The organism is Acetobacter sp., from assembly GCF_052102375.1.
Lineage (GTDB): Bacteria > Pseudomonadota > Alphaproteobacteria > Acetobacterales > Acetobacteraceae > Acetobacter.
This window is the reverse complement of sequence record NZ_JBQDXI010000004.1, coordinates 61,637-81,985: the sequence shown is the minus strand read 5'-3', so window position 1 is coordinate 81,985 and position 20,349 is coordinate 61,637. Positions and strand designations below refer to the sequence as shown.

At 55.5% G+C, this 20,349-nt stretch carries 24 protein-coding genes; 6 read left to right on the top strand and 18 right to left on the bottom strand.

Features of this window, described 5'->3' with window-relative positions; translation table 11 throughout:
- Positions 1 to 2 precede the first annotated feature (2 nt).
- The gene (locus tag ACTIDN_RS02880) at positions 3 to 278 is read right to left on the bottom strand and encodes a hypothetical protein (protein ID WP_415507857.1); all 276 of its coding nucleotides are present in this window, start codon (positions 276 to 278) and stop codon (positions 3 to 5) included.
- Between the two features lie 329 nt (positions 279 to 607).
- On the opposite strand from ACTIDN_RS02880, the gene hpf reads away from it, so the two are divergent.
- Entirely contained in the window at positions 608 to 1,225 is a 618-nt protein-coding gene (gene hpf, locus ACTIDN_RS02875; protein ID WP_441375910.1) for a ribosome hibernation-promoting factor, HPF/YfiA family, read from the top strand.
- A 127-nt stretch (positions 1,226 to 1,352) separates the two neighbouring features.
- On the opposite strand, the gene ACTIDN_RS02870 is transcribed toward hpf, so the two are convergent.
- Together ACTIDN_RS02870 and ACTIDN_RS02865 are read right to left on the bottom strand one after the other, a co-directional pair.
- Positions 1,353 to 1,619, bottom strand: a complete 267-nt coding sequence (locus tag ACTIDN_RS02870; RefSeq protein WP_048838495.1) for a DUF1150 family protein — start codon at positions 1,617 to 1,619, stop codon at positions 1,353 to 1,355.
- A gap of 79 nt (positions 1,620 to 1,698) precedes the next feature.
- Positions 1,699 to 2,199 (bottom strand): Hsp20 family protein, encoded by a 501-nt coding sequence (locus ACTIDN_RS02865; RefSeq protein WP_048838584.1) that lies wholly within the window; start codon positions 2,197 to 2,199, stop codon positions 1,699 to 1,701.
- Between the two features lie 221 nt (positions 2,200 to 2,420).
- Here ACTIDN_RS02865 and def point away from each other — a divergent pair, with 221 nt between their 5' ends.
- The 4 genes from def to ACTIDN_RS02845 are packed head-to-tail and all read left to right on the top strand — an operon-like array spanning position 2,421 to position 5,310.
- Entirely contained in the window at positions 2,421 to 2,987 is a 567-nt protein-coding gene (gene def, locus ACTIDN_RS02860; protein ID WP_086650448.1) for a peptide deformylase, read from the top strand.
- Between the two features lie 18 nt (positions 2,988 to 3,005).
- The gene (fmt, locus tag ACTIDN_RS02855; protein ID WP_441375909.1) at positions 3,006 to 3,953 is read left to right on the top strand and encodes a methionyl-tRNA formyltransferase; all 948 of its coding nucleotides are present in this window, start codon (positions 3,006 to 3,008) and stop codon (positions 3,951 to 3,953) included.
- A 6-nt stretch (positions 3,954 to 3,959) separates the two neighbouring features.
- Complete coding sequence (truA, locus tag ACTIDN_RS02850) at positions 3,960 to 4,799, top strand: tRNA pseudouridine(38-40) synthase TruA (protein WP_415507860.1); 840 nt, start codon at positions 3,960 to 3,962, stop codon at positions 4,797 to 4,799.
- Positions 4,777 to 5,310, top strand: coding sequence for a YaiI/YqxD family protein (locus ACTIDN_RS02845; protein ID WP_441375908.1), 534 nt, complete (start codon positions 4,777 to 4,779; stop codon positions 5,308 to 5,310). The genes truA and ACTIDN_RS02845 overlap by 23 nt, the downstream gene beginning before the upstream one ends.
- A 65-nt stretch (positions 5,311 to 5,375) precedes the next feature.
- Here the strand turns inward: ACTIDN_RS02845 and ACTIDN_RS02840 are convergent, their stop codons facing one another.
- From ACTIDN_RS02840 to rpmH, 8 genes are all read right to left on the bottom strand, one after another.
- Positions 5,376 to 5,999 (bottom strand): hypothetical protein, encoded by a 624-nt coding sequence (locus tag ACTIDN_RS02840; RefSeq protein WP_441375907.1) that lies wholly within the window; start codon positions 5,997 to 5,999, stop codon positions 5,376 to 5,378.
- Complete coding sequence (dapE, locus tag ACTIDN_RS02835) at positions 5,999 to 7,165, bottom strand: succinyl-diaminopimelate desuccinylase (RefSeq protein WP_441375945.1); 1,167 nt, start codon at positions 7,163 to 7,165, stop codon at positions 5,999 to 6,001. Before dapE ends, ACTIDN_RS02840 begins: the two co-directional genes overlap by 1 nt.
- 62 nt (positions 7,166 to 7,227) lie before the next feature.
- Positions 7,228 to 8,076 (bottom strand): 2,3,4,5-tetrahydropyridine-2,6-dicarboxylate N-succinyltransferase, encoded by an 849-nt coding sequence (gene dapD, locus ACTIDN_RS02830; RefSeq protein WP_441375906.1) that lies wholly within the window; start codon positions 8,074 to 8,076, stop codon positions 7,228 to 7,230.
- A 183-nt stretch (positions 8,077 to 8,259) separates the two neighbouring features.
- Positions 8,260 to 9,165 (bottom strand): acetylglutamate kinase, encoded by a 906-nt coding sequence (argB, locus tag ACTIDN_RS02825; protein WP_048838490.1) that lies wholly within the window; start codon positions 9,163 to 9,165, stop codon positions 8,260 to 8,262.
- A gap of 39 nt (positions 9,166 to 9,204) precedes the next feature.
- Positions 9,205 to 9,891, bottom strand: coding sequence for a ribosome biogenesis GTP-binding protein YihA/YsxC (gene yihA, locus ACTIDN_RS02820; protein WP_084597569.1), 687 nt, complete (start codon positions 9,889 to 9,891; stop codon positions 9,205 to 9,207).
- A complete protein-coding gene (yidC, locus tag ACTIDN_RS02815; protein WP_441375905.1) occupies positions 9,891 to 11,624 on the bottom strand; it encodes a membrane protein insertase YidC in 1,734 nt (577 codons plus the stop codon). Before yidC ends, yihA begins: the two co-directional genes overlap by 1 nt.
- A 147-nt stretch (positions 11,625 to 11,771) precedes the next feature.
- Positions 11,772 to 12,179 (bottom strand): ribonuclease P protein component, encoded by a 408-nt coding sequence (rnpA, locus tag ACTIDN_RS02810; protein WP_415507865.1) that lies wholly within the window; start codon positions 12,177 to 12,179, stop codon positions 11,772 to 11,774.
- Positions 12,180 to 12,202: 23 nt separating this feature from the next.
- Positions 12,203 to 12,337, bottom strand: coding sequence for a 50S ribosomal protein L34 (rpmH, locus tag ACTIDN_RS02805; protein ID WP_025829074.1), 135 nt, complete (start codon positions 12,335 to 12,337; stop codon positions 12,203 to 12,205).
- 157 nt (positions 12,338 to 12,494) lie between these two features.
- Between rpmH and ACTIDN_RS02800 the strand changes: the two genes are divergently transcribed.
- Positions 12,495 to 12,893 (top strand): hypothetical protein, encoded by a 399-nt coding sequence (locus ACTIDN_RS02800; RefSeq protein ID WP_441375904.1) that lies wholly within the window; start codon positions 12,495 to 12,497, stop codon positions 12,891 to 12,893.
- Positions 12,894 to 12,959: 66 nt separating this feature from the next.
- On the opposite strand, the gene gloA is transcribed toward ACTIDN_RS02800, so the two are convergent.
- The 7 genes from gloA to bamA form a co-directional block, all read right to left on the bottom strand.
- On the bottom strand, positions 12,960 to 13,352 hold the full coding sequence (gene gloA, locus ACTIDN_RS02795) for a lactoylglutathione lyase (RefSeq protein ID WP_415507867.1): 393 nt from the start codon (positions 13,350 to 13,352) through the stop codon (positions 12,960 to 12,962).
- Positions 13,353 to 13,460: 108 nt separating this feature from the next.
- Entirely contained in the window at positions 13,461 to 14,303 is an 843-nt protein-coding gene (locus ACTIDN_RS02790) for an LpxI family protein (protein WP_441375903.1), read from the bottom strand.
- Positions 14,300 to 15,157 carry an acyl-ACP--UDP-N-acetylglucosamine O-acyltransferase gene (gene lpxA / locus ACTIDN_RS02785; protein WP_415507869.1) on the bottom strand — a complete coding sequence of 286 codons (858 nt, stop codon included), beginning with the start codon at positions 15,155 to 15,157 and terminating at the stop codon, positions 14,300 to 14,302. The genes ACTIDN_RS02790 and lpxA overlap by 4 nt, the downstream gene beginning before the upstream one ends.
- A gap of 135 nt (positions 15,158 to 15,292) precedes the next feature.
- Positions 15,293 to 15,739: a 3-hydroxyacyl-ACP dehydratase FabZ gene (gene fabZ, locus ACTIDN_RS02780; protein ID WP_415507892.1), complete on the bottom strand. Its 447-nt coding sequence runs from the start codon at positions 15,737 to 15,739 to the stop codon at positions 15,293 to 15,295.
- Between the two features lie 73 nt (positions 15,740 to 15,812).
- Positions 15,813 to 16,898, bottom strand: coding sequence for a UDP-3-O-(3-hydroxymyristoyl)glucosamine N-acyltransferase (lpxD, locus tag ACTIDN_RS02775; RefSeq protein WP_441375902.1), 1,086 nt, complete (start codon positions 16,896 to 16,898; stop codon positions 15,813 to 15,815).
- A 2-nt stretch (positions 16,899 to 16,900) separates the two neighbouring features.
- Positions 16,901 to 17,791, bottom strand: a complete 891-nt coding sequence (locus ACTIDN_RS02770) for an OmpH family outer membrane protein (protein WP_415507871.1) — start codon at positions 17,789 to 17,791, stop codon at positions 16,901 to 16,903.
- Positions 17,792 to 17,795: 4 nt separating this feature from the next.
- Positions 17,796 to 20,246 (bottom strand): outer membrane protein assembly factor BamA, encoded by a 2,451-nt coding sequence (gene bamA, locus ACTIDN_RS02765; protein WP_415507872.1) that lies wholly within the window; start codon positions 20,244 to 20,246, stop codon positions 17,796 to 17,798.
- Between the last annotated feature and the right edge of the window lie 103 nt (positions 20,247 to 20,349).

Genomic DNA, 20,349 nt, shown 5'->3' with positions numbered 1-20,349 from the left:
GCCTACCGCACTGGAATATGTGGGGGCGGCACAGTGATGGCTGGGGCTTCTATAAGGGGCACTGGCGGTGCAGACGGCCCCTTGATGGTCTGGACTTTGGGTTTAACAACATCCACCGGTATTAGCACACGCTGCATCAGGACACGTGGTTTGGTTGTCACCACGTGCCACATGAAAAGCGCATAACCACCTGCCAGCACGCACAGCACAATAATCTTGATGCGCCATGCAGGGCGCATTTTGGGCATATTGACCGGCGGGTTGGAACGTAAAAGCATAGCATCCTGTCTGGGTTACACGTGTATTCTTTGTGTATGCGCTGGCAGCCCCTTATGCAGCAACCCCAAGGCGTTGGTTTTTTACCCTTTGCCCCGAACCACACAAAATTTGGAACCCTGCGGCAGGCCATGCATTAAATCTGTAACAAAAGAATAGACAGGCACCCACAAAGCGTGCCCCAATGTCTATCCGGTGGTGAACAGACTCCACGGTCTGTCCCCACCCAAGGTCATAAGCCGCCAGCGCCTTTCAAGGGGCCGGGTTATCGGTCTGGTTCCCTTTTACGGTGCGACGGTCCTGCTTGTAACTGGCAAGGAAGGACGCCCGAATGCATATTCATGTTTCTGGTAAACAGATTGATCTGTCCGATGCACTCAAACATCGGGTCAACGCCCATCTCGGCAACCTTGCGGACCGCTATTTTGACAAAGCTCTTGAAGCCAAAGTCACTTTTAGCAAAGCCCGTTCCTTTTTTACATGCGACATCAATGTTCATGCCGGACGCGGCCTCACCCTCCGGGGTGAAGGCGAGGCAGCCGATGCTAATGCAGCGTTTGATGATGCCGCCGAGCACATCGCCAAACGCCTGCGCCGGTACCATAGTCGTGTGACAACACATGCCCGCGCCACCAAAACCGAAGCCGCCCCTGAAACCGGCCGCTCCTATGTTTTGAGCGGAGATGCAGCAGCACCTACAAAACGCAAACAGGCACGCGGTGCCAGCGCCACCCCGCCTGAAGCCAGTGATGATCAGGAAGCCTTTCCGGCGATTATTGCTGAACATACAACAGATGTACCGCTTCTCAGCGTAGGGGAAGCCGTCATGCGGCTGGATCTTGCGGCCTCCAGCATTCTGTTGTTCAGAAACCGCAAAAATCAGCAAATCAACGTTATTTTCCGGCGTGATGACGGCAACATCGGCTGGGTTGATACTGGCCCAACTTAAAATATAGTAAAACCGTGTCAAGAAACCTTATGGTTCTGGCACAGTCTTTACGTTCTGCACAAAATAAAACCGGCTTGCATGGGGTGCCATACAAGCCGGTTTTTCGTACCTTTATGCAGTCAGGGTTTTACTGAAGGCTGGCCGGGATCATGTCATTTTGCAAAATCACACCCCATGCCGTTTCAATATCTTCCACAAACGCCAAAGGGGAACCGTCTGCTGCGTGAATGGCGCACCCTTCCTCGCCTTCTTCCGTCATGGCGGGGCGGATATAGGCGACATTCGCCAAGCCAAGAGAACGGAACTGGTTTTCAGAAAGTTCATGAACGTCTACGGGCTTTTCCTGCTGGTCTGGCGCAAGAACCACACGTCCATTCTGGGTCGTGACTCTCATAGTGGCTCCTTTCCGGTTAGGCCTTTATGACACATCTGATGCGCCGAACCTTACGGATATATAAGGTACCGGCAGGCATTTAGTTGCTTTCTATATCCTCAACCCGATGCAGCATCCGCGCAGACCGTGGTTTAAGCACCGGCGCAGCCGCCGTCTCTGCCGCTTTCTGGCCGGGTTGCATAATCTCAATCCGTTTAACGCGCACATCCGGTTGCGGGCGGAACAGATCTATGTGCAGCAGCCCGTTATCCAACCAGGCTCCTCCAATCTCTATACCTTCCGCCAGCACAAACGCTTTCTGGAACTGGCGAGAGGCAATACCGCGATGCAGGTAAACCCGCTCCTCGCCCTCTTCCACCTGTCGGCCACGAATAACTAACTGGTTGTCTTCCTGCGTAATTTGCAGATCATCCATCCTGAACCCCGCAACAGCAAGCGTTATGCGGAGCTTGTTGGATGCCATCTGCTCAATATTATAGGGCGGATAACCATCGCTGGTACCTTTGCTGGCGCGTTCCAGCATTTGCTCAAGATGGTCAAACCCCAAAAACATGGGCGAACCAAATAGTCTGCCTGACATAAGAGCCTCCTCCTTTCCTGAGCGAGACAGAAACCGGACCCAATGTGGCATCCGATCCTGTTACGATATGGGACCGGCAGCACAAAACGCAAGTCGGGCCATCCTCAAACGCATGGCAACGGGTCCATAGCAGCCGCAATGCGGCATTTTTCACACGGTTTAATAGCTTTTGTGTGCATGTTCCTCTGGCATCTGACCGCATGGGAGGCTACATCGCTGATATGACAAACGCAGCCCAGACAGATGCAGCCATAGCCGCTGCTGCGGCGGACGCCGCGCCCATGCCTATCCTTGTTGCGCCGCATGCAGTGCTGCGCCGCAAGACCCGGACCGTGCGCCCTGAGGATATGGCCGATATTCGCCGTATTCTGCCAAGCATGTTCTCCGCCATGTATGAAGCCCCTGGTATAGGCCTTGCTGCGCCACAGGTTGGTCTGGACCTGCGCTTTGCGCTGGTGGACCTTGGTGAGCCGGAAGCCCGTGAGCCGATCATCATGATCAACCCTGAGATTCTGGCTGAAACAGAAACACTCGCTGCGCGGGAAGAAGGCTGCCTCTCTCTGCCCAACCAGTATGCGGAAGTCACCCGCCCGGAACAGGTGCGCGTCCAGTGGCGCACTGTTGACGGTGAACTGATGGAACGTGAAGTGGATGGCCTGCTTGCAACCTGCATGCAGCACGAAATTGACCATCTGGAAGGCATTCTGTTTGTGGACCACCTGTCCACCCTGCGCCGCAACATGATCCTGCGCCGTCTGGCAAAAGAGCAGAAACAGAAACGTAGCTAATACGGAACAGCAAGCACCATGCGCCTTGTTTTTATGGGTACGCCAGACTTTGCCGTGCCAGCCCTGCAAGCACTCCATGCAGCCGGGCACGACATTGTTGCGGTTTACACCCAGCCGCCCCGCCCCGCCGGGCGCGGCAAGGCGCTGAGGGCTTCGCCTGTCCATCAGGCTGCGGAGCAACTTGGCATAGCTGTACGCCACCCTGTCTCCCTGCGTAAAAATGCAGAGGAATGGGATGCCTTCAAGGCGCTTGAAGCTGATGTGGCAGTTGTAGCCGCCTACGGCCTTATTCTCCCACAGATCATGCTGGACGCACCGCGCCTTGGCTGCCTGAACATTCATGCAAGCCTGCTGCCGCGCTGGCGTGGCGCCTCACCAATCCAGAGCGCAATTCTGGCTGGTGATACCCAAAGTGGTGTTACCATCATGCAGATGGAAGCCGGGCTGGACACTGGCCCCATGCTGCTGCGTGAGGCCGTGGACATTACACCCGCCACGACAGCCACTAGCCTGCATGATGCCTTGTCCGCACTAGGCAGTACGCTCATCACCAAAGTTCTGGCAGCACCCCACGACCCTGTACCGCAGCCAGAAGAAGGCGTGACCTATGCCCCACGCCTCACCAAGGAAGACGGGCGCATTAACTGGCAGGACTCCGCTACAGCTCTTGACCGCCGTATCCGCGCCCTGACACCGTGGCCGGGTGCCTATACGCTTATGGCAGACGGGACCGTGCTGAAAATTGGCGCGGCCCAGCCTCTGCCAGACCTTAACCACACTGCCACACCCGGCACAGTGCTGGACGATGCCCTAACCATTGCCTGCGGCACCGGGGCATTACGGCTGACGCACCTGCAAAAACCCGGACGCGGCATGATGCCGGCTGACGCCTTCCTGCGTGGCTTCTCCCTTCCCAAAGGCACAGTTTTCAGCAGCACACCGGACGTAACAGGCACACAAGTTTAAGTGACCATGCCTCAGACTCTGGACATTCCCTGCCCCAACTCCGGCGCACACCCCGTTATAGACGTTGATAGTGCACCGCCCTACCAGCGTTGGGCCGTTAAGCTGGAATATGATGGTACCGGCCTTGTGGGCTGGCAGCGGCAGAATGATGGTCTGTCCGTACAGGCGTTACTGGAAGAGGCCGCAACACGGCTGGCCAACGGTAGGCCCGTAAAAAGCATCACCGCCGGTCGCACTGATTCCGGTGTCCATGCCACAGGGCAGGTTGCCCATCTGGATTTCCCAGAGGACATGACACTCGTGCCCCATCGGGTGCGGGATGGGTTGAGTTATTACCTTAAACCTCATGCTGTGGCCGTCTTGCAGGCAGCGCGTGTTGCGCCAGACTGGAGTGCACGGTTTTCAGCATCGTGGCGCTCCTACCGCTACCGCATCCTCAACCGTCCCACACGCCCTGCCCTTGCTGCCTCCCAGCTCTGGCACATACGCGGCACGCTGGATGTTGAGCTGATGCAGGAAGGGGCACGCCACCTGCTGGGTCTGCACGACTTTACATCATTCCGAGCCGTTGCCTGTCAGGCCAACAGCCCCATACGTACGCTGGACGTCCTGACGGTTGAACGCCATGGGGAGGAAGTGTGGATTATTGCCAAGGCCCGCTCCTTCCTGCACCATCAGGTCCGCAACATGGTAGGCACACTCAGTTTGGTCGGCCAGAAACGCTGGAAACCTGACCGCATAGCGGAAGCGCTTGCTGCCCGAAACCGGAGTGCCGCAGGCCCTACAGCGCCGCCTGACGGCCTTTATCTCACTGGTGTTGGTTATGACCCAGACCCCTTTGCCTGAGCGCCCGACCCTCCGTGCTGTCCGTATTTTTATTGATGCAGACGCCTGCCCGGTGCGGGATGAAACCTACCGCGTAGCCCAACGCTATGGCCTTCATACCTATGTTGTGGCCAATCAGCTTTTAGGCGTTCCGGCCTCCCCTCTCATTGAACGTATTGTTGTATCTGAGGGCATGGACGAGGCCGATAACTGGATTGCTGATCAGGTACAGGCCCATGACATCGTGATCTCGGGCGATATCCCGCTCGCGGCGCGTTGTGTCGCTAAAGGGGCCTGTGTGCTGGACGCCCGTGGACGCGTGTTGAATGAAAACGCCATAGGTATGGCCTTGGCCATACGGAACCTGATGGACGATCTGCGCTCTACAGGAGCTATTACACAAGGCGGTCGCAGCTACAGCAAGTCGGACCGCTCTACTTTCCTGTCTGCGTTGGATACAGCGGTCGTCAAAGCCAGGAAAAAGGCTGCACAACCTGTGCGCTCCGCCCCTTTTATCCCGCCTGCCATCTAAACAAAAAAAGCCCCGGCATTCAGGGTTATGTCCTGCAATGCCGGGGCTTTCTGTTTGATGCCGCCTTAGTGAGCCGCGACTGGAACGGGCGGCTGCATCAGGTCCGCAAGGACCATGTAATGCGGTGGTAAAAGAGCCGCCAGCGCATAGAGCGCAAATGTGACCAACAGGATAGATGCATACAATATGCAGGCCCGAAGCCCGCTTACGCCTAACCCCACCCGTGCCACAAACCATTGCAGCCAGATTTCATAAACAGCCGCCACAACAAGCAGCGCCTTCAGAAATCCGGACTGGCTCAATAACGCCGGGAACAAAAGGCCAGCCAGCACCGTTGCGGCAATGGTGACCAGCAGAACGACCCAGTTGCTCCATGTTGCCGCCGTAATGTAGCGCAGCCACTGGTCTTCCTTACCCCATTTTTTGGCATAAAACTGGGAGACAACAGCAGGCAGCAAAACAATGCACAAAGACAGCAGAACTTTTGTCATCGCCAATGCTTTGCCGGGGGCAAGCAAGGCCTGAAACGCGCCTATCAACAGAAAAGCCAGTTGGGGGGCCAGTGCGGCCCCAAAGGCATCAACCGTGCCGGAGAAGTTCTGCATGCCTTCCCGCCGTCCACAGGCCAGCAAGAGCATACCCTGAAATACTTGACGGACAGCACCCGGTTTGACTGAGTAGGACGACATTACGCCAGTACCCCTTCCAGAAAGGTCTGATAAATTTGGGTCAGGGTTTCAAGGTCTGCCACGTGAGTGTGCTCATCCACTTTATGAATGCTGGCCCCCACCAAACCAAATTCTGACACAGGGCAATAGAGCGCAATAAACCGCGCATCTGACGTACCACCCCCCGTATCCAACTTTGGTGTACGGCCTGTCACAGTTTCAATGGCTTTGACCAATGCTACCGTTTCCGCGCCCGGGGCCGTCAGGAAGGACTCCCCGCTAATTTTTACACTAACCTCAGCGCTTGGTGCATATTGACGGCAGACGGTCTTGAGCCAGCCTGTTAGCGCGGCACCTGTATGCAGGTCATTAAAACGGATATTTAGTCTAGCCTCAGCTTTAGCGGGAATAACATTGGTGGCTGTATTCCCTACATCCACACTGGTTACCTGCAAGCTGGAGGGCTCAAACCAGTCCGACCCCTTATCCAACGGTTGGGCACACAGAGCACCCAGTACGGACAGGAGCCGATGTACTGGATTATCAGCCCGGTGCGGATACGCCACATGGCCCTGCACACCATGCACAACAATATGGGCATTCAAGCTGCCACGACGGCCGATTTTGACCATATCGCCCATGGCCTTGGGGTTTGTAGGCTCACCCACCACACAATAGTCAGGAATCTGATTTTCCTGCGCCATCCATTCCAGCACTTTCTGTGTGCCGTATGTGGCCGGACCCTCTTCATCCCCGGTAATAAGAAAGCTGAGAGAACCTGCTGGTTGCGTCCCTTTAGCCAACAGGCGTGCCACGGCGGCAACATATGCCGCAATGCCGCCCTTCATGTCACAGGCACCACGCCCGTACAGCACGTCATCCTGAATATCTGCGGCAAACGGGCGGTGCGCCCAGAGGGTTTCATCACCCGGAGGCACCACATCCGTATGACCAGCAAAACAGATATGCGGGCTGGCTGTGCCAAGTCTGGCAAAGAAATTGGGGGTACGCTCCGCTCCCTCACCAAATGGGAGATGCCAGACCGTAAAACCCAACTCTTCCAGTACTCGTGCCAGCAACTGTTGTGCCGGGCCGGGGTCAGGACAGACAGACGGATGGCGGATCAACGCCTGCGCCACCGCGACCGGATGGGTTGCAACAGGCAGGGCCTGTGCGTCATCCCACATAGGGGCGGTTTGTGGCTCAGAAGCAGATCCGCTCATACGTTTTTACCGTCGTCTCTTAGCAGTTAGTCGCGCAGCAGGTCATTGATGGACGTTTTGGAGCGGGTACGCTCATCAACACGCTTTACAATGACAGCACAAGCCAACTGCGGGTTGAGTTTGCCATCGGCCCCAATCGGGTTGGAGGAAGGCAGCGTACCCGGCACAACAACAGAATAGGCCGGAACACGCCCCATGAAGATTTCACCCGTGGCACGGTCCACAATTTTGGTGGAAGCACCAAGGAACACGCCCATAGACAGTACGGACCCACGCTCAACAATAACGCCCTCAGCCACTTCAGAGCGTGCACCGATAAAGCAGTTATCTTCAATAATAACCGGCGCTGCCTGCAACGGCTCCAGCACGCCGCCAATGCCTGCACCACCGCTAATGTGGCAGTTGCTACCAATCTGGGCACAACTCCCAACAGTTGCCCATGTGTCCACCATGGTCCCACTACCAACATGGGCGCCCACGTTGACGAAGCTGGGCATCAGTACCGCACCCGGTGAGATGTGCGCGGAGTAACGGACAACCGCACCCGGCACCACACGGAAGCCTGCTTTTTCAAAACGAGCCTGATCCCAGCCCTGAAACTTGACTGGCACCTTGTCATAAGCAGGCGCACCAGCGGCAGCACCCGGTACCACCACACTGTCATTCAGGCGGAAAGACAACAGAACGGCTTTTTTCAGCCATTCATGTACAACCCAACCGTCTTCACTGGGGGCGGCAACGCGCAGGCGGCCGGAATCCAGCGCTTCAAGAGCGGTTTCAATGGCCTTGCGGTCTTCACCAACAGTAGCGGAAGACACGCGGTCGCGTGCGTCCCACAGAGTTTCAATATGAGCGCGGAGAGTTGCTTCAGTCATAAGACACCGTCAAACAGGGTGAACGTTAACCGGGAGATGTCAGCCCGATACGAAAAGACGGAAAGGACCATGCGGACAGGACTCGCCGCTGTCAACGCACACCGGCCAGAGAGCAGGATTACGCCCGCATATGGTCCCAACACGGGAAAAGGCGGAAGCCTGCCCATATGGGCAGGCCAAAGCTCAGTCTGCCCGGATCATGGTCCCGGAGCCGGATGTCGTAAACAGCTCCAGCAGGCAGGCGTGGGGAATACGACCATTGATGATAACAGCAGCCCGTGCACCTGCCTGTACGGCCTGAATACAGGTTTCAACTTTAGGAATCATGCCGCCGGTAATAACCCCATCAGCAATAGCCTGACGGGCCTGCTGGGCTGTCAGCTCAGGGATAAGTTCACCGTTAGCGTCCAGAACACCGGGAACATCTGTCAGCATAAGCAGCCGCGTGGCATGAACTGCTCCGGCTACAGCCCCGGCAGCAGTATCTGCGTTGATGTTGTAGGTTGCGCCATCTTCACCCAGCCCGACCGGAGCAATAACCGGAATAAGGCCTGACCCTGACAGCGCATAAATAACACGCGGGTCAACCTTGATGGGCTCCCCTACAAACCCGAGGTCAAGCACACGCTCGATCTGGCTGTCCGGGTCGCGCACTGTGCGTTCCAGCTTACGGGCGGTAATCAGCTTCCCGTCCTTACCGGAAATACCGACAGCCAGAGCACCAGCCTGACTGATAAGCTCAGCAACTTCCTTATTAACGGAGCCCGCCAGCACCATCTCAATAACATCTACCATGTTGGCGTCTGTCACACGCAGACCGTCAACAAAGGTGGATTTGATATCCAGACGCCGCAGCATGTCATTAATCTGTGGGCCACCACCATGCACCACAACCGGATTGATACCAACCAGCTTGAGCAGTGCGATATCCCGTCCGAATGTCTGGGCAAGCTCCGGGTCACCCATGGCATGTCCACCATATTTCACCACAATGGTGTCACCTGCGTAGCGGCGCAGGTACGGCAGGGCACCGGCCAGAACGGCGGCCTCTTGCTGAGGCTCCATGAGTGGGGGCTGCGCTGGGGTCATGCTGGACTATTCCTGCTGTTAAATCTGCCAGAAGGGCTTTCAGGTGGGCGGAAGGGCAAATTCGGCCAGTTCGGCACGAAGGCTTTCAATGCCCTCGCCAGCTTCACTACTGGTGAGGGACAGAAAAGGACAAGCCGCCGGGTGCCGTGCTGTCAGGGCCTGCATGGCTTCCTGCTTGCGCGCCAGAGCCTGCGGTTTGACGGCATCACATTTGGTGAGCACGATCTGGAAACTGACAGCAGCCTTGTCCAACAGTTTCATGACTTCAAGGTCATGCGCTTTCAGTTCAATCCGGGCGTCCAGCAGAAGCATGACTCGTTTGAGGCCGGGGCGGCCGCGCAGATAGTCAAACATCATTTCCTGCCAGTCTTCCTTAACGGACTTGGCAGCCTTGGCGTAACCATAACCCGGCATATCAACCAGCATGAGCCGATCTGCCAGATTAAAAAAATTGAGCTGCTTGGTACGTCCCGGCTCGGAAGAGGCACGGGCCAACGCCTTGCGGCCTGTCAGAGCATTGATCAGGCTGGATTTGCCTACGTTGGAGCGTCCCGCAAAAGCAATTTCCGGCAAGGTCTGGGGCGGCAACTGCCCCAGTTTCTGAGCACCAAAAATAAACTCGCAGGACCCAGCAAACAGCAAGCGCCCTTGCTCAAGTGCTGCGGCGATATCGGTTGGCTCTTTCAGCTCACGGAACGTGGCTGACGGGGCATCTGCATCAGGCATCAGGGCTTGCTCACTACGGCTTTTTTGTCGGCGGCTTTAAAGCGCCCCAGAATGATAACCTGCTGCAAGGCCGTCAGCAGGTTACTCCAGCTATAATAGATCACAAGACCAACCGGCTGGTGCGCCATGAAGAACGTAAACAGCAGCGGGATAAAGGTCATGACCTTCTGCTGGGCAGGGTCCATGCTGGTGGAGCTGGCGCTGATCTTCTGCATCAGGAACATGGTGCCACCGTAAATGATGGGCCATGCGCCAAGCGAAAGCAGGGCCAGAACATGTGACGGGTCAAACGGAATAAGCCCGAACAGGTTAAAGATGTTCGTGGGGTCTGGCGCAGAAAGATCCTTGATCCAGCCAAAAAACGGCGCGTGACGCATTTCAATGGTAACGTACAGATCCTTGTACAGACACCAGAACACAGGGGCCTGAATAAAGAGCGGCAGAAAACCACCGAACAGATTTACCCCTTCTTGGCGGTACAGCAGCATCATCTGTTGCTGCATGGCCATCGGGTCATCTTTGTAGCGGGCACGAAGCTGATCAACCTTGGGCTTCAGACGGCTGGTCTTCCATGTCATGCGCATTTGTTTGATGGTCAGCGGCAGGAAGGCAATTTTCACGATAACCGTGAAGGTCAGCAGAGCCAGACCAAAGTTCCCGAAAAGAGAGTACAGCCAGTCCAGCACAAAAAACACAGGACGCGTCAGGAAAGACAGCCACCCGAAGTCAACGGCCTTCCAGAACATGGGAACGTGCAGGCTTTTCTCATACTGGTCCAGCAGCCGCACTTCCTTGGCACCTGCAAAAACATGCGCTTCGCTGCTACCTGTCTGGCCTGCTGCTACCTGTATGGGCGCGGTACCGGTAAAGCCAACCTGGTATGTGCTATTTTGTGGCTGATACCCATAAGTACCAACAACCTGTGCAGCCTGATCCGGCAGCACAGCCATCAGCCAGTATTTATCCGTAATACCAGCCCAGCCACCTGTGCCCTGATGGCTCCAGGACACGTTGTTGGGGGGGACGCCATCATTCCGAACAGACTTGTAGGAGCCTTCGTTCAGGCGCCCATCAATAACGGAAATCGGCCCTTCATGCACCAGCATACCGCCATTGGTTTCTGGCGTGTAACCACGATTGACGCGGTAATACGGGTAGAGGGAGACAGCCTGCCCCGTCTGGTTGTGTACGCGCTGGGTAACCGTGAACATGAAGTTCTGGTCAATGCTCAGCGCAACATCAAAAACAAGCCCCTGCCCGTTGTCCCAGGTCAGAGTGACCGGATGCGTAGCATCTAAATGAGTATTGTCAGCTTTCCACAGTGTGGTGGCATCTGGCAGATGAACGGATACATCTGCCGGGGCACGCCAGCCAAAATCGATAAAATCGGGATTAGGTTTGCCTGTCTGGCTCAGCACCCGTACGTCCGGACTGTTGGCATCCGTGGTTTCACGGTAATTTTTCAGCACCAGATCATCAAGGTGCGCGCCGCGCAGGTTCAGGCTACCCTGTACCGCTGGTGCATCAATGGCAATCCGGCTTTCCGGGCCATCAGGCTGAGCTGCTGCATCCGCCACAGGTGCCGCAGGCTGCTGAGAAACCGCAGGTGCCGACGCTGTCTGTTGGGGGGCAGCCGGGTCTGGTGTTTTGGCAGCATGCGGAAAGAAGTAGTCAAACCCGATAAACACCGAGGCTGACAGCAGCGTTGCCAGTATGAGACGTTTTGTATCCATTAGCTGGCCAGCTGGCCCCCTTGCACGAAACCTAAGAAAAATCACACCGTAAGGCACGGAGTCTTAACGGCACTCTGGTTCCAGCGCAGGATGAGGAGAAATGCAAGCCGGGAAAGCAGCACACTGGCACATGCTTAAGAATGTGCCTTAATTCTTGCTGGTTGGAGTTTTCCTGTCGGCTTCGGTAAGGCAAACTGTCAATGCCTTACGAAAATCCGCCACCAGGTCCGTAAAAAGACGTTCACCCGTAGCAGCGCGACCTATCAAAACAAGATCAAGTCCGTTTAGTGGTGTGTCGGCTTCCACCACTCTAACCACTTCCCGCAACCGGCGCTTAGCCTTGTTGCGAACCACGGCGTTCCCGACCTTTTTTGTAACTGTAAACCCAACACGGGCTACACCCGTGTCCTGACGCCGGAAAAGCTGAAGGACAAGACCCCGCGCAGGCGCTTTACGCCCACGGGAAGCGAGAAAGAGAAACTCTTTCCGATTCTTGAGCCGCTGGGAACGACACTGCCGTACCCCTGCGTCTTCCTGGCCTTCACACCGGTTCATGGTACCGGATAACCGGTAAAGACTTAAGCGGAGAGACGCTTACGGCCTTTTGAACGACGGTTTGCAATAACTTTGCGGCCACCAACGGTTGCCATACGAGCGCGGAAGCCATGGCGGCGCTTGCGGACCAGCCGGGACGGTTGATAAGTGCGCTTCATTGCGGCACTCCTTTTTCATTATAGTGTCATGCAGGCAGCACAAAACCACCTACCCAGATCAGGGGCGGCTTATACTGTTCAGATGTCTGCACGTCAATCATAACGGCAGAGTCTCTTCAGGTCTTTTCGTCCCCAACCCTAAAAAGAGTGTCTTTTCATGCACCAGCCCTCCCCATCTTTACTCTCACTGGCCGCTCTCTTCAGCCTTCCTGTCCTTGGGGCGTTGATTTCTGGTGCGTTGGGCCTTTCTTTCCCCACTGGCCTGCTTCCTGTTGCCTTGGCTGCTGTGGTCGGAGCACTGGTGAGCACCAAATTACGCAATGCACCCTCTCCGCCCCAACCGGAGTCGAAGGCAGCCGCGTCCACTGTGCCTGTCACCGTGCAAGACCCGGACCCCAAACTAAAGCATGATATTAAAGGTATTCTGTCTCCTGCCATGTTGGCAGCTGAGCAACTGGATGCCAGTACAGATCCGTTGGTGCAGAAAGCGGCTGGAACGATCAATGCGTCCTTCGATCGCCTGCTTGAGCGCCTTAAACAGCGCCCCGGTGTCTGATTGAGTCATAAAAAAACGCCACGAGAGCAACTCTCGTGGCGTTTCTTTCTTATCCGCTTGGGGCATTCAGGCTGCGCGCTGAATGAGCTCAATTTTATAGCCGTCCGGATCTTCCACAAACGCAATAATGCTTGTTCCGAATTTTACCGGGCCAGCTTCACGCGTTACCTTACCGCCACCGGCGCGCACTGCGTCCACCGCAGCTGCAACATCTGGCACGCCAACAGCAAAATGGCCGAAACCTGTGCCAACTTCATACCCATCGTCCTGACCCCAGTTATAGGTCAGTTCAATTTCCGCCTGACCGGACGCATTATCTCCATACCCTATGAAGACCAATGTATACTGCCCTTCTGGCACCTCGCGGCGGCGGAGTTCATGCATTCCCAGCAACGCATAAAATGCGATACTTTTCTCAAGGTTGCGAACACGCACCATGGTGTGCAGGTAACTTGGCATAGCTATCTCCTTAAAAGCAGAGTCTTAAAGCCTCAGCCCATGAGAAGTTCAGTGGCTAAGCAACTGAAGGCAGCGTGAGAGCCTATAACCTGCTGCGCTTTTAGTCTGTCAGGGCTGAAAATGGTCTGGGTCAACTGCCAGCAAAAATATGCCGGTGTTATCTGCTTCCTGAATACAAGCGTTTTTATCAGTCATCAGCGTATGGGCTGCTTCAAAAGCAATACCACGCAAACCCGCAGCATGGGCCGCCCTAACGGTTACGGGACCTATGGTAGGCATGTCCGCCCGCTTGTCTTGGCCTGGCTTGAGAAGCTTGACCAGCACCCCCCCTTCTCCGGGCTGATGACATTCACCTGAGCGGGATATCATGCGGTCGGTGCCTTCCATGGCTTCAACTGCCAGAACAAGGCCATTCTGCACCACACATCCCTGCCCTATATCCATGCGGCCCAACGCCTGCACCACCTCTATGCCGCGTTTAATATCTGCGCGTGCCAGAGCATCGGGCTGAACCGTACCCAGCACTCCGGGTTGCGCTACTGCATGAGATAAAAATTCGTGCGCTCCACGAACTGCAAACCCCTCCTCTGCCAGAATACGGACGAGAGCGGCAAGAAGCCCATCATCGCCTGCAAAGAGGGCACGGCCCAAGCGCGTAAGAACACGTGCACCTTCTGTATCAGGACGTAAACTGCGAAGGGATGGCCTGCGGATAGGGCCTATGAGAACAAGGTCGGTGCATCCGTGCTGCTTGAGCAGGGACAGCATGTGCCCGGCAGCACCCAGCCTGACCATTTCATGCGGCCACGGCCCAATAACGTCCGGATCTGCAAACCCGTCGAACCCTATAATAAAAACGGGACGACCCTGCGCGTGGGCGGCCTCAGCCACTTTAGCGGGAAGAGGCCCTCCCCCTGCTAAAATACCAACTGCTCCCATGGCAGAGGTCATGCGCCTTCGGTTTCTGCCGCGCTATAATCACCCCGCGCAATGCGCACCAGACCACGCCTGCTTGGCGCATCAATAAACGCCAAAATTTCTGCAATGCGGGGATCATTGCTGTAATCACGTTTGATAGCTTCAAGCCGCGTGGCGAAGGTACCCTCTTCATCCGTTTTGGGATAAAGTGTGAAAAATGCCTTGCGCATACGGTGAATTTCAGAAGATTGTACGCCATTCCTGCGCAACCATATCCAGTGCAGCCCTACCAGACGCGCCCGGTTACCCAGCACACTCCCATAAGGGATGACATCTGCTTCAACACCAGCAACACCCCCCACAAGAGCGGCATGACCAATGCGAACAAACTGGTGAATAGCAGCTGAGCCCATAACGCGCGCATCATTCTCAATCACCACATGGCCACCCATGACCACGTTGTTGACGATAATGACACGATCTCCAAGCCAGCAATCATGCGCTACATGGGCGTTAGCCATAATAAGCACATCATCACCCACGTGCGTCACACCACTGCCCGTGGCGGTACCACGGTGAATAGTGACGTGCTCACGAATAACCGTCCGGGCACCAACCTCACACCGGGTTGGCTCGCCCTTATATTTCAGATCCTGTGGCGCCATACCAACAGTGCAGAAGGGAAAATAACGTGACCCCTGACCCAAGCGGGTGTGCCCATCAATCACAACATGGGAAACCAGTTCCACATTGTCTTCAATCACGACATCTGGGCCAACCGTGCACCATGGGCCGATAACAACCCCATGACCAAGCCGGGCTCCCGGTGCGACAAGGGCAGTGGGATGAACAACTGCCGCCTTGCTTTCTTCTACAGCGTGCGCCACCTCAGCTCCTCTTATGCTTGCACTGACCTTCCTTGCTTTTGCAAGAAAGGTACAGGTCGTCATATTCCGGAAAACTGGCGTTTTCCGGGCAGTTCAATTTTATTTTTTTAGGCTGTCGGAGGGAAAAGGCCACTCTCAGCCCATAATCATGGCGCTGAAGGTCGCCTCGGCAACAGTCACGCCATCAACCTTGGCAACACCGCCAAATTTCCAGACGTTAGCGCGGTGACGCTCCTTCTTGACATGGATGCGCACCTGATCACCCGGTTCAACCGGACGACGGAACTTAGCACCCTCGATTGTCATGAAGTAAACGAGCTTGCCCTCAAATGCTTCCCCTAAGGTCAACACGACAAGAGTAGCCGCCGTCTGCGCCATAGCTTCGATCAGCAATACACCCGGCATCACAGGGCGCTCGGGAAAGTGCCCCTGAAAGAACGGCTCGTTGACCGAAACATTCTTGATACCAGTTGCCTCTTCCCCCAGAACAATATCCACCATTCTGTCGATAAGAAGAAAAGGATATCTGTGCGGAATCGCTTGCATGATACGGTTGACGTCAATTTTCTCGATCGTCTGCACGCTCTGCTGCGACTCTTGTTTCGTCTCCACGTCCCCTGGACCACCCTGTTCGGCCGGATAACCGGCGTTTGTTTTACTTACTACCCGAACCGCCTTCTGCCGGTCCGGACGCTTTTTTAGCCAATTTCCGCAATACCGCAACATTTCGGAAAAATTCACGGAATGGCATGGCGGGGCTACCAATCACGTCAGCGCCGCCTTCAACATCTGACATCACGCCGCATTGGGCGCCAATCCGCGCTTTTGCACCGATACGGATATGCCCGATCAACCCAGCCTGAGCTGCTACTGTTACGAAGTCTTCCAGCACGGTTGAGCCGGAAATACCCGCCTGAGAAACCACAATGCAACAGCGGCCAAGTTTGGCATTGTGACCAATCTGCACCAGATTATCGAGCCGTGAACCAGCACCGATAACTGTATCGGTTACTGAGCCACGATCAATTGTGGTGTTGGCACCAATTTCCACATCGTGCTCAAGCACAACGCGACCAAGCTGCGGTACGGTCTCAAACCCTTGTGGGCCAACCGCAAAACCAAAGCCATCCTGCCCGATGCGTGCACCAGGAAGAATAATGACGCGTTCACCTATAACGGCATGAGAAAGAGTAACATGGCTACCAATACGGCAGTCTGCTGCCAGTTGGACGCCCTGCCCTATTGCTGCGTGAGACCCGATAATACAACGTGGGCCTATTTCAGCCCGGGGCCCAACCACAACAAATGGTCCAATTTCACATGAGGGATCAACCTGCGCCGTATCATCCACATAGGCTGTGGGATGAATACCTGGAGTAGCTGGATCTCTAGGATGAAAAAGACGGGCAACACGTGACCACGCCAGATACGGCGCAGATGAGACGAGGGCAGCGGAATGTGCTGGCACTTTATCCGCAAATGCCGGGGCAATGATAACAAGCCCTGCCTGCGTTTTTTCAAGCAAATGTGCGTAGCGCCGGTTATCCAGAAAGCTGACATCGTGCGGGCCAGCATTCTGCAACGGGGCAATTCCACTAAACTGTGGAACTATCCCTGCATTTTTTGGCTGAACTAACGTGGCTCCGGCAGCATCTGCCAGAGCCTGCGCATCAAACGGGCCAGACCGGGTAAAAAAACGTGGGTCAGCCGTACCGGAAAGCGATGTCTGCTGCGCCGTCATGCTTATTTTTTCGGGCCAGCAGGTGCAGGTGTGGGTACCACAGCCGGGGCCGGACCTGTTGCAGGGCCTTGCTGGTCTGCATCAGCCGTAGTGGGCATTTTACCTGTTTTTGCCAGCTCTTCCGGATCCACATTGGCATCAGGAATGAAGACTGCTGGCAGAATAGCGTTCAGCTGTTTTGCCACTTCGTTGGTGATATCCTGCCCATCAACATGCAGAGCCACCTGTTCACTGTGCAGCACCAGATTCATACCGTGAGCGGCAGCAACTTTCTGAATAACCTGCACCAGCTCGCGTTCAATCTGGCCCAAAGAAACCTGCGCCGCTTCCTGAATAATGCGGTTACGGTTACGGAAGCTCTGCTGTGCCTTCATGACGCGCGTCTGCAAGCTACGTTCACGCGTCTGAATCTGGTCAGATGTCATAGACTTGGCTTGTGCCTGCAGCTTTTGCTGCTCATCGCGCCAGCCAGCCTGTTCTTTCTGAAGATCCTGCGCCAAAGCATCACGCCGCGCGCCCAGAATACGCTCAACCTGCATACCTGCGGAAGACTGGCTCATGACGCCAGAAACACTGATCACGCCCAGAACTGTGGGAGGGGGCGCTGCACCTTTGGGCATTTCTGGTGCATTGGGGATGGGGGGCAGCGGGAGAACTGGCGGGGTCTGTTCAGACTCACCGCCTTCAGCCGTTGGACCAGGCATAGCGACAGGCGCTGAGGCTGCAACATGACGCTGCGGTGCATGAGCAACGGGCGGCGCTGAGGGTTGAGACGCCTTGGGCACAAACCAGCCGCCACCGGCGTTCTGGGCCTTTGCAACAGGCGCAAGTGCAACGGAAAAAGACAGGAGAGCCGCTCCGAAGAGGGCTTTTCTGTATGAATAGGGCATCATTACCTCAGAATTGCTGGCCGAAGCCAAAGCGAAGAAGCTGTGTGCGGTCGTTATGGCTACGCAGAACTGGCACACCAAGATCAATATTCAACAGACCGAAGGGGCTTTTCCAAGAGAACCCGGCACCGGCACTGACACGCGGAGAGATGGAGTTACCACTTACCCGTGTGTAATCCGGCTGGTCTGTTACTGGGTTCGTCAGGTTCCGACGGACACGCAGGCCTGCAAGACTACCCGCGTCCACAAAAGCACGCCCTTTAACACCCATATCGGACAGGAAAGGAATGGGGAAATTCAACTGAGCAGAAGCCGTGTACATCGTACGGCCACCCAATAGATCTTCACCCGGATGCGCGCCACCACCCACACTTCGTGGGCCCGCGCCACCGTCAAGGAAGCCGCGAAGGTTGTTACCACCAAGATAGAAGTTATCGATGATATCGTGACGCCCACCGCCCCAGTCGGACATATACCCAAACCCGGCACGGAAGGCAGCCGTCCATTCGTGACTGTTTGTCAGGTCATCCAGCGGGATATAATACGCGGCGTTCACTTTGCCACGCAGATAGCGTTCGTTACCGCCAATACCAGCGAAATCGCCGCCCAGAGACACCATATACCCACTATGCGGGTTCATATGGTTATCTCGGGTGTCATACACGAGCGTTGTACCCAATTGGGACAGCGTGGAGTGGCCTTTCTGATCAATCACGTAAATTGATGAACCATCCCAAACGCTTCCTACACCACGACGTGTCAGAGTATAGTTCCAAGACTGTGACAGGAAGCGGTTATAGGCATACCCCATACGAAGGGTGAGACCATATCGGCTTTCAGAATAGTTCTGGTACGTCATGTACTTGTTCTGGATACCAAACAAGTCCAGACCAGCCACAATGTTACGGCCAAGGAAAGCCGGGTCAGTTACAGAGAAATCGACCTGCTTCTGCCACATTGACATTGTGCCAGACAACCCTGCGTCAACCCCGGTCCCCAGTAGGTTATGCTGCTTCAGGCCTACGTTGCCGATCACCCCGACGTCTGTTGAATACCCACCGCCAAGCGAGAATTCACCGGTAGGCTTTTCAACCACGCTGACCGCCACGTTCGTACGGTCCTGTGCAGAGCCCGGCGTTTCATCAATAGAAACAGTTTTGAAGAAACCCAGATCCTGCAAGGCAGCCTTGGCGTATTTTTTGTAGCTCGGCGTGTATGGATCACTTTCTGCAAACGGCAACTGCCGGCGGATAACATTATCCTGCGTGACCGTGTTACCGTTCACGTCAATGCGTTCAATGTATCTGCGCGGGCCTTCACTTACGTCAAACAGCAGATTGACCACACCCTTTTCTGGGTTACGGGCAATTTCGGGACGAACCATTGCAAAGGGATGACCTTGGGACTGCAACAGTTCTTCCATATCTGTCGCGTTATCCTGCACCGCTTTACCGTCGTACCACTGGTGCGCAAAGAGTTCGATATATTTACGCAAAGACTTTGCTGGCACATGACGTAGGCTGGACCGGATGTCCACTTTCCCCAAGCGGTACCGTGTCCCTTCTTCCATGGTGAAGGTCACGTTGAAGGACTTGCGGTCTGGAGACAGTTCGCCCGTAGCATTCTTAATCTGGAAATCAACATACCCGTTATTGAGGTAGAAGCGGCGCAACAGTTCTGCGTCGTACTTCAAGCGCTCCGGGTTATATTCATCCGCTGATGAGAAAAAGCGGAACCAGGCCGTCTCCTTAGAGGAAACAACACCGGCCAACCGGTTTTCCCCGTAGGCCTTGTTCCCGACAAATGCGATTTTGCGGATAAGGGTCTGCGGCCCTTCAACAACCTGAAACACCACATCCACGCGGTTGTGCGCCAGCTTGACAATTTGGGGCGTCACAACAGCAGCATACCGTGCCTTCTGGGCGTACACTTCCAGAATTTTCTGGCGGTCATCTGCTGTGTTTTCAGCAGAGAACACAGCACGCGGGCGAAGAGAGATAACCTTGCGCAGGTCCTCATCCTTAGCCGCATGGTTACCCTCGAACACAATGCGGTTAACGATCGGGTTTTCAACCAGACGCACCTTCAGCACATTGCCTTCACGGCGCAGACTGACATCCTTGAACAGACCTGTGGCGTACAGGGTCTTCAGGGAGCGGTCCAGATCGTCTTGAGCAAAGGGGTCCCCTGCACGCACGACCATGTAAGAGAGAACTGTATTGGTCTCGATACGGGTATTCCCCGAGACCTCAATATCCTCAATAACAGAGCCGGGGCGGATGGAAGCACCTTCCGTACTGTGCAGACGTGCAGAGGAACCATGCCGTACAGCAGAAACACTCGCCGGAGGCTGAACGCGGCTGTAATGAGATGCCGTAGCCGCAGATGCGCGCCCTTCCTGAATCAGGAAAGGAAACACGCATGCGGATACAAAAAGGGCTGAACGCTTACCCGTCAAGATTTACCACCCTCCATCCGGGTCGTTCCGTAGCCGGGAGACTTCTCCCGTTGGTGTTGCGCCCGCAAGCGGACGTATCCGATATAACCCTTGTCACGCAAGT

What these genes read in the sequence shown, in the direction of transcription:
- ACTIDN_RS02880 (WP_415507857.1), bottom strand. Translation starts at nt 278, where the DNA reads ATGCTTTTACGTTCCAACCCGCCGGTCAATATGCCCAAAATGCGCCCT.
- hpf (WP_441375910.1), top strand. Translation starts at nt 608, where the DNA reads ATGCATATTCATGTTTCTGGTAAACAGATTGATCTGTCCGATGCACTC.
- ACTIDN_RS02870 (WP_048838495.1), bottom strand. Translation starts at nt 1,619, where the DNA reads ATGAGAGTCACGACCCAGAATGGACGTGTGGTTCTTGCGCCAGACCAG.
- ACTIDN_RS02865 (WP_048838584.1), bottom strand. Translation starts at nt 2,199, where the DNA reads ATGTCAGGCAGACTATTTGGTTCGCCCATGTTTTTGGGGTTTGACCAT.
- def (WP_086650448.1), top strand. Translation starts at nt 2,421, where the DNA reads ATGACAAACGCAGCCCAGACAGATGCAGCCATAGCCGCTGCTGCGGCG.
- fmt (WP_441375909.1), top strand. Translation starts at nt 3,006, where the DNA reads ATGCGCCTTGTTTTTATGGGTACGCCAGACTTTGCCGTGCCAGCCCTG.
- truA (WP_415507860.1), top strand. Translation starts at nt 3,960, where the DNA reads ATGCCTCAGACTCTGGACATTCCCTGCCCCAACTCCGGCGCACACCCC.
- ACTIDN_RS02845 (WP_441375908.1), top strand. Translation starts at nt 4,777, where the DNA reads ATGACCCAGACCCCTTTGCCTGAGCGCCCGACCCTCCGTGCTGTCCGT.
- ACTIDN_RS02840 (WP_441375907.1), bottom strand. Translation starts at nt 5,999, where the DNA reads ATGTCGTCCTACTCAGTCAAACCGGGTGCTGTCCGTCAAGTATTTCAG.
- dapE (WP_441375945.1), bottom strand. Translation starts at nt 7,165, where the DNA reads ATGTGGGATGACGCACAGGCCCTGCCTGTTGCAACCCATCCGGTCGCG.
- dapD (WP_441375906.1), bottom strand. Translation starts at nt 8,076, where the DNA reads ATGACTGAAGCAACTCTCCGCGCTCATATTGAAACTCTGTGGGACGCA.
- argB (WP_048838490.1), bottom strand. Translation starts at nt 9,165, where the DNA reads ATGACCCCAGCGCAGCCCCCACTCATGGAGCCTCAGCAAGAGGCCGCC.
- yihA (WP_084597569.1), bottom strand. Translation starts at nt 9,891, where the DNA reads ATGCCTGATGCAGATGCCCCGTCAGCCACGTTCCGTGAGCTGAAAGAG.
- yidC (WP_441375905.1), bottom strand. Translation starts at nt 11,624, where the DNA reads ATGGATACAAAACGTCTCATACTGGCAACGCTGCTGTCAGCCTCGGTG.
- rnpA (WP_415507865.1), bottom strand. Translation starts at nt 12,179, where the DNA reads ATGAACCGGTGTGAAGGCCAGGAAGACGCAGGGGTACGGCAGTGTCGT.
- rpmH (WP_025829074.1), bottom strand. Translation starts at nt 12,337, where the DNA reads ATGAAGCGCACTTATCAACCGTCCCGGCTGGTCCGCAAGCGCCGCCAT.
- ACTIDN_RS02800 (WP_441375904.1), top strand. Translation starts at nt 12,495, where the DNA reads ATGCACCAGCCCTCCCCATCTTTACTCTCACTGGCCGCTCTCTTCAGC.
- gloA (WP_415507867.1), bottom strand. Translation starts at nt 13,352, where the DNA reads ATGCCAAGTTACCTGCACACCATGGTGCGTGTTCGCAACCTTGAGAAA.
- ACTIDN_RS02790 (WP_441375903.1), bottom strand. Translation starts at nt 14,303, where the DNA reads ATGACCTCTGCCATGGGAGCAGTTGGTATTTTAGCAGGGGGAGGGCCT.
- lpxD (WP_441375902.1), bottom strand. Translation starts at nt 16,898, where the DNA reads ATGACGGCGCAGCAGACATCGCTTTCCGGTACGGCTGACCCACGTTTT.
- ACTIDN_RS02770 (WP_415507871.1), bottom strand. Translation starts at nt 17,791, where the DNA reads ATGATGCCCTATTCATACAGAAAAGCCCTCTTCGGAGCGGCTCTCCTG.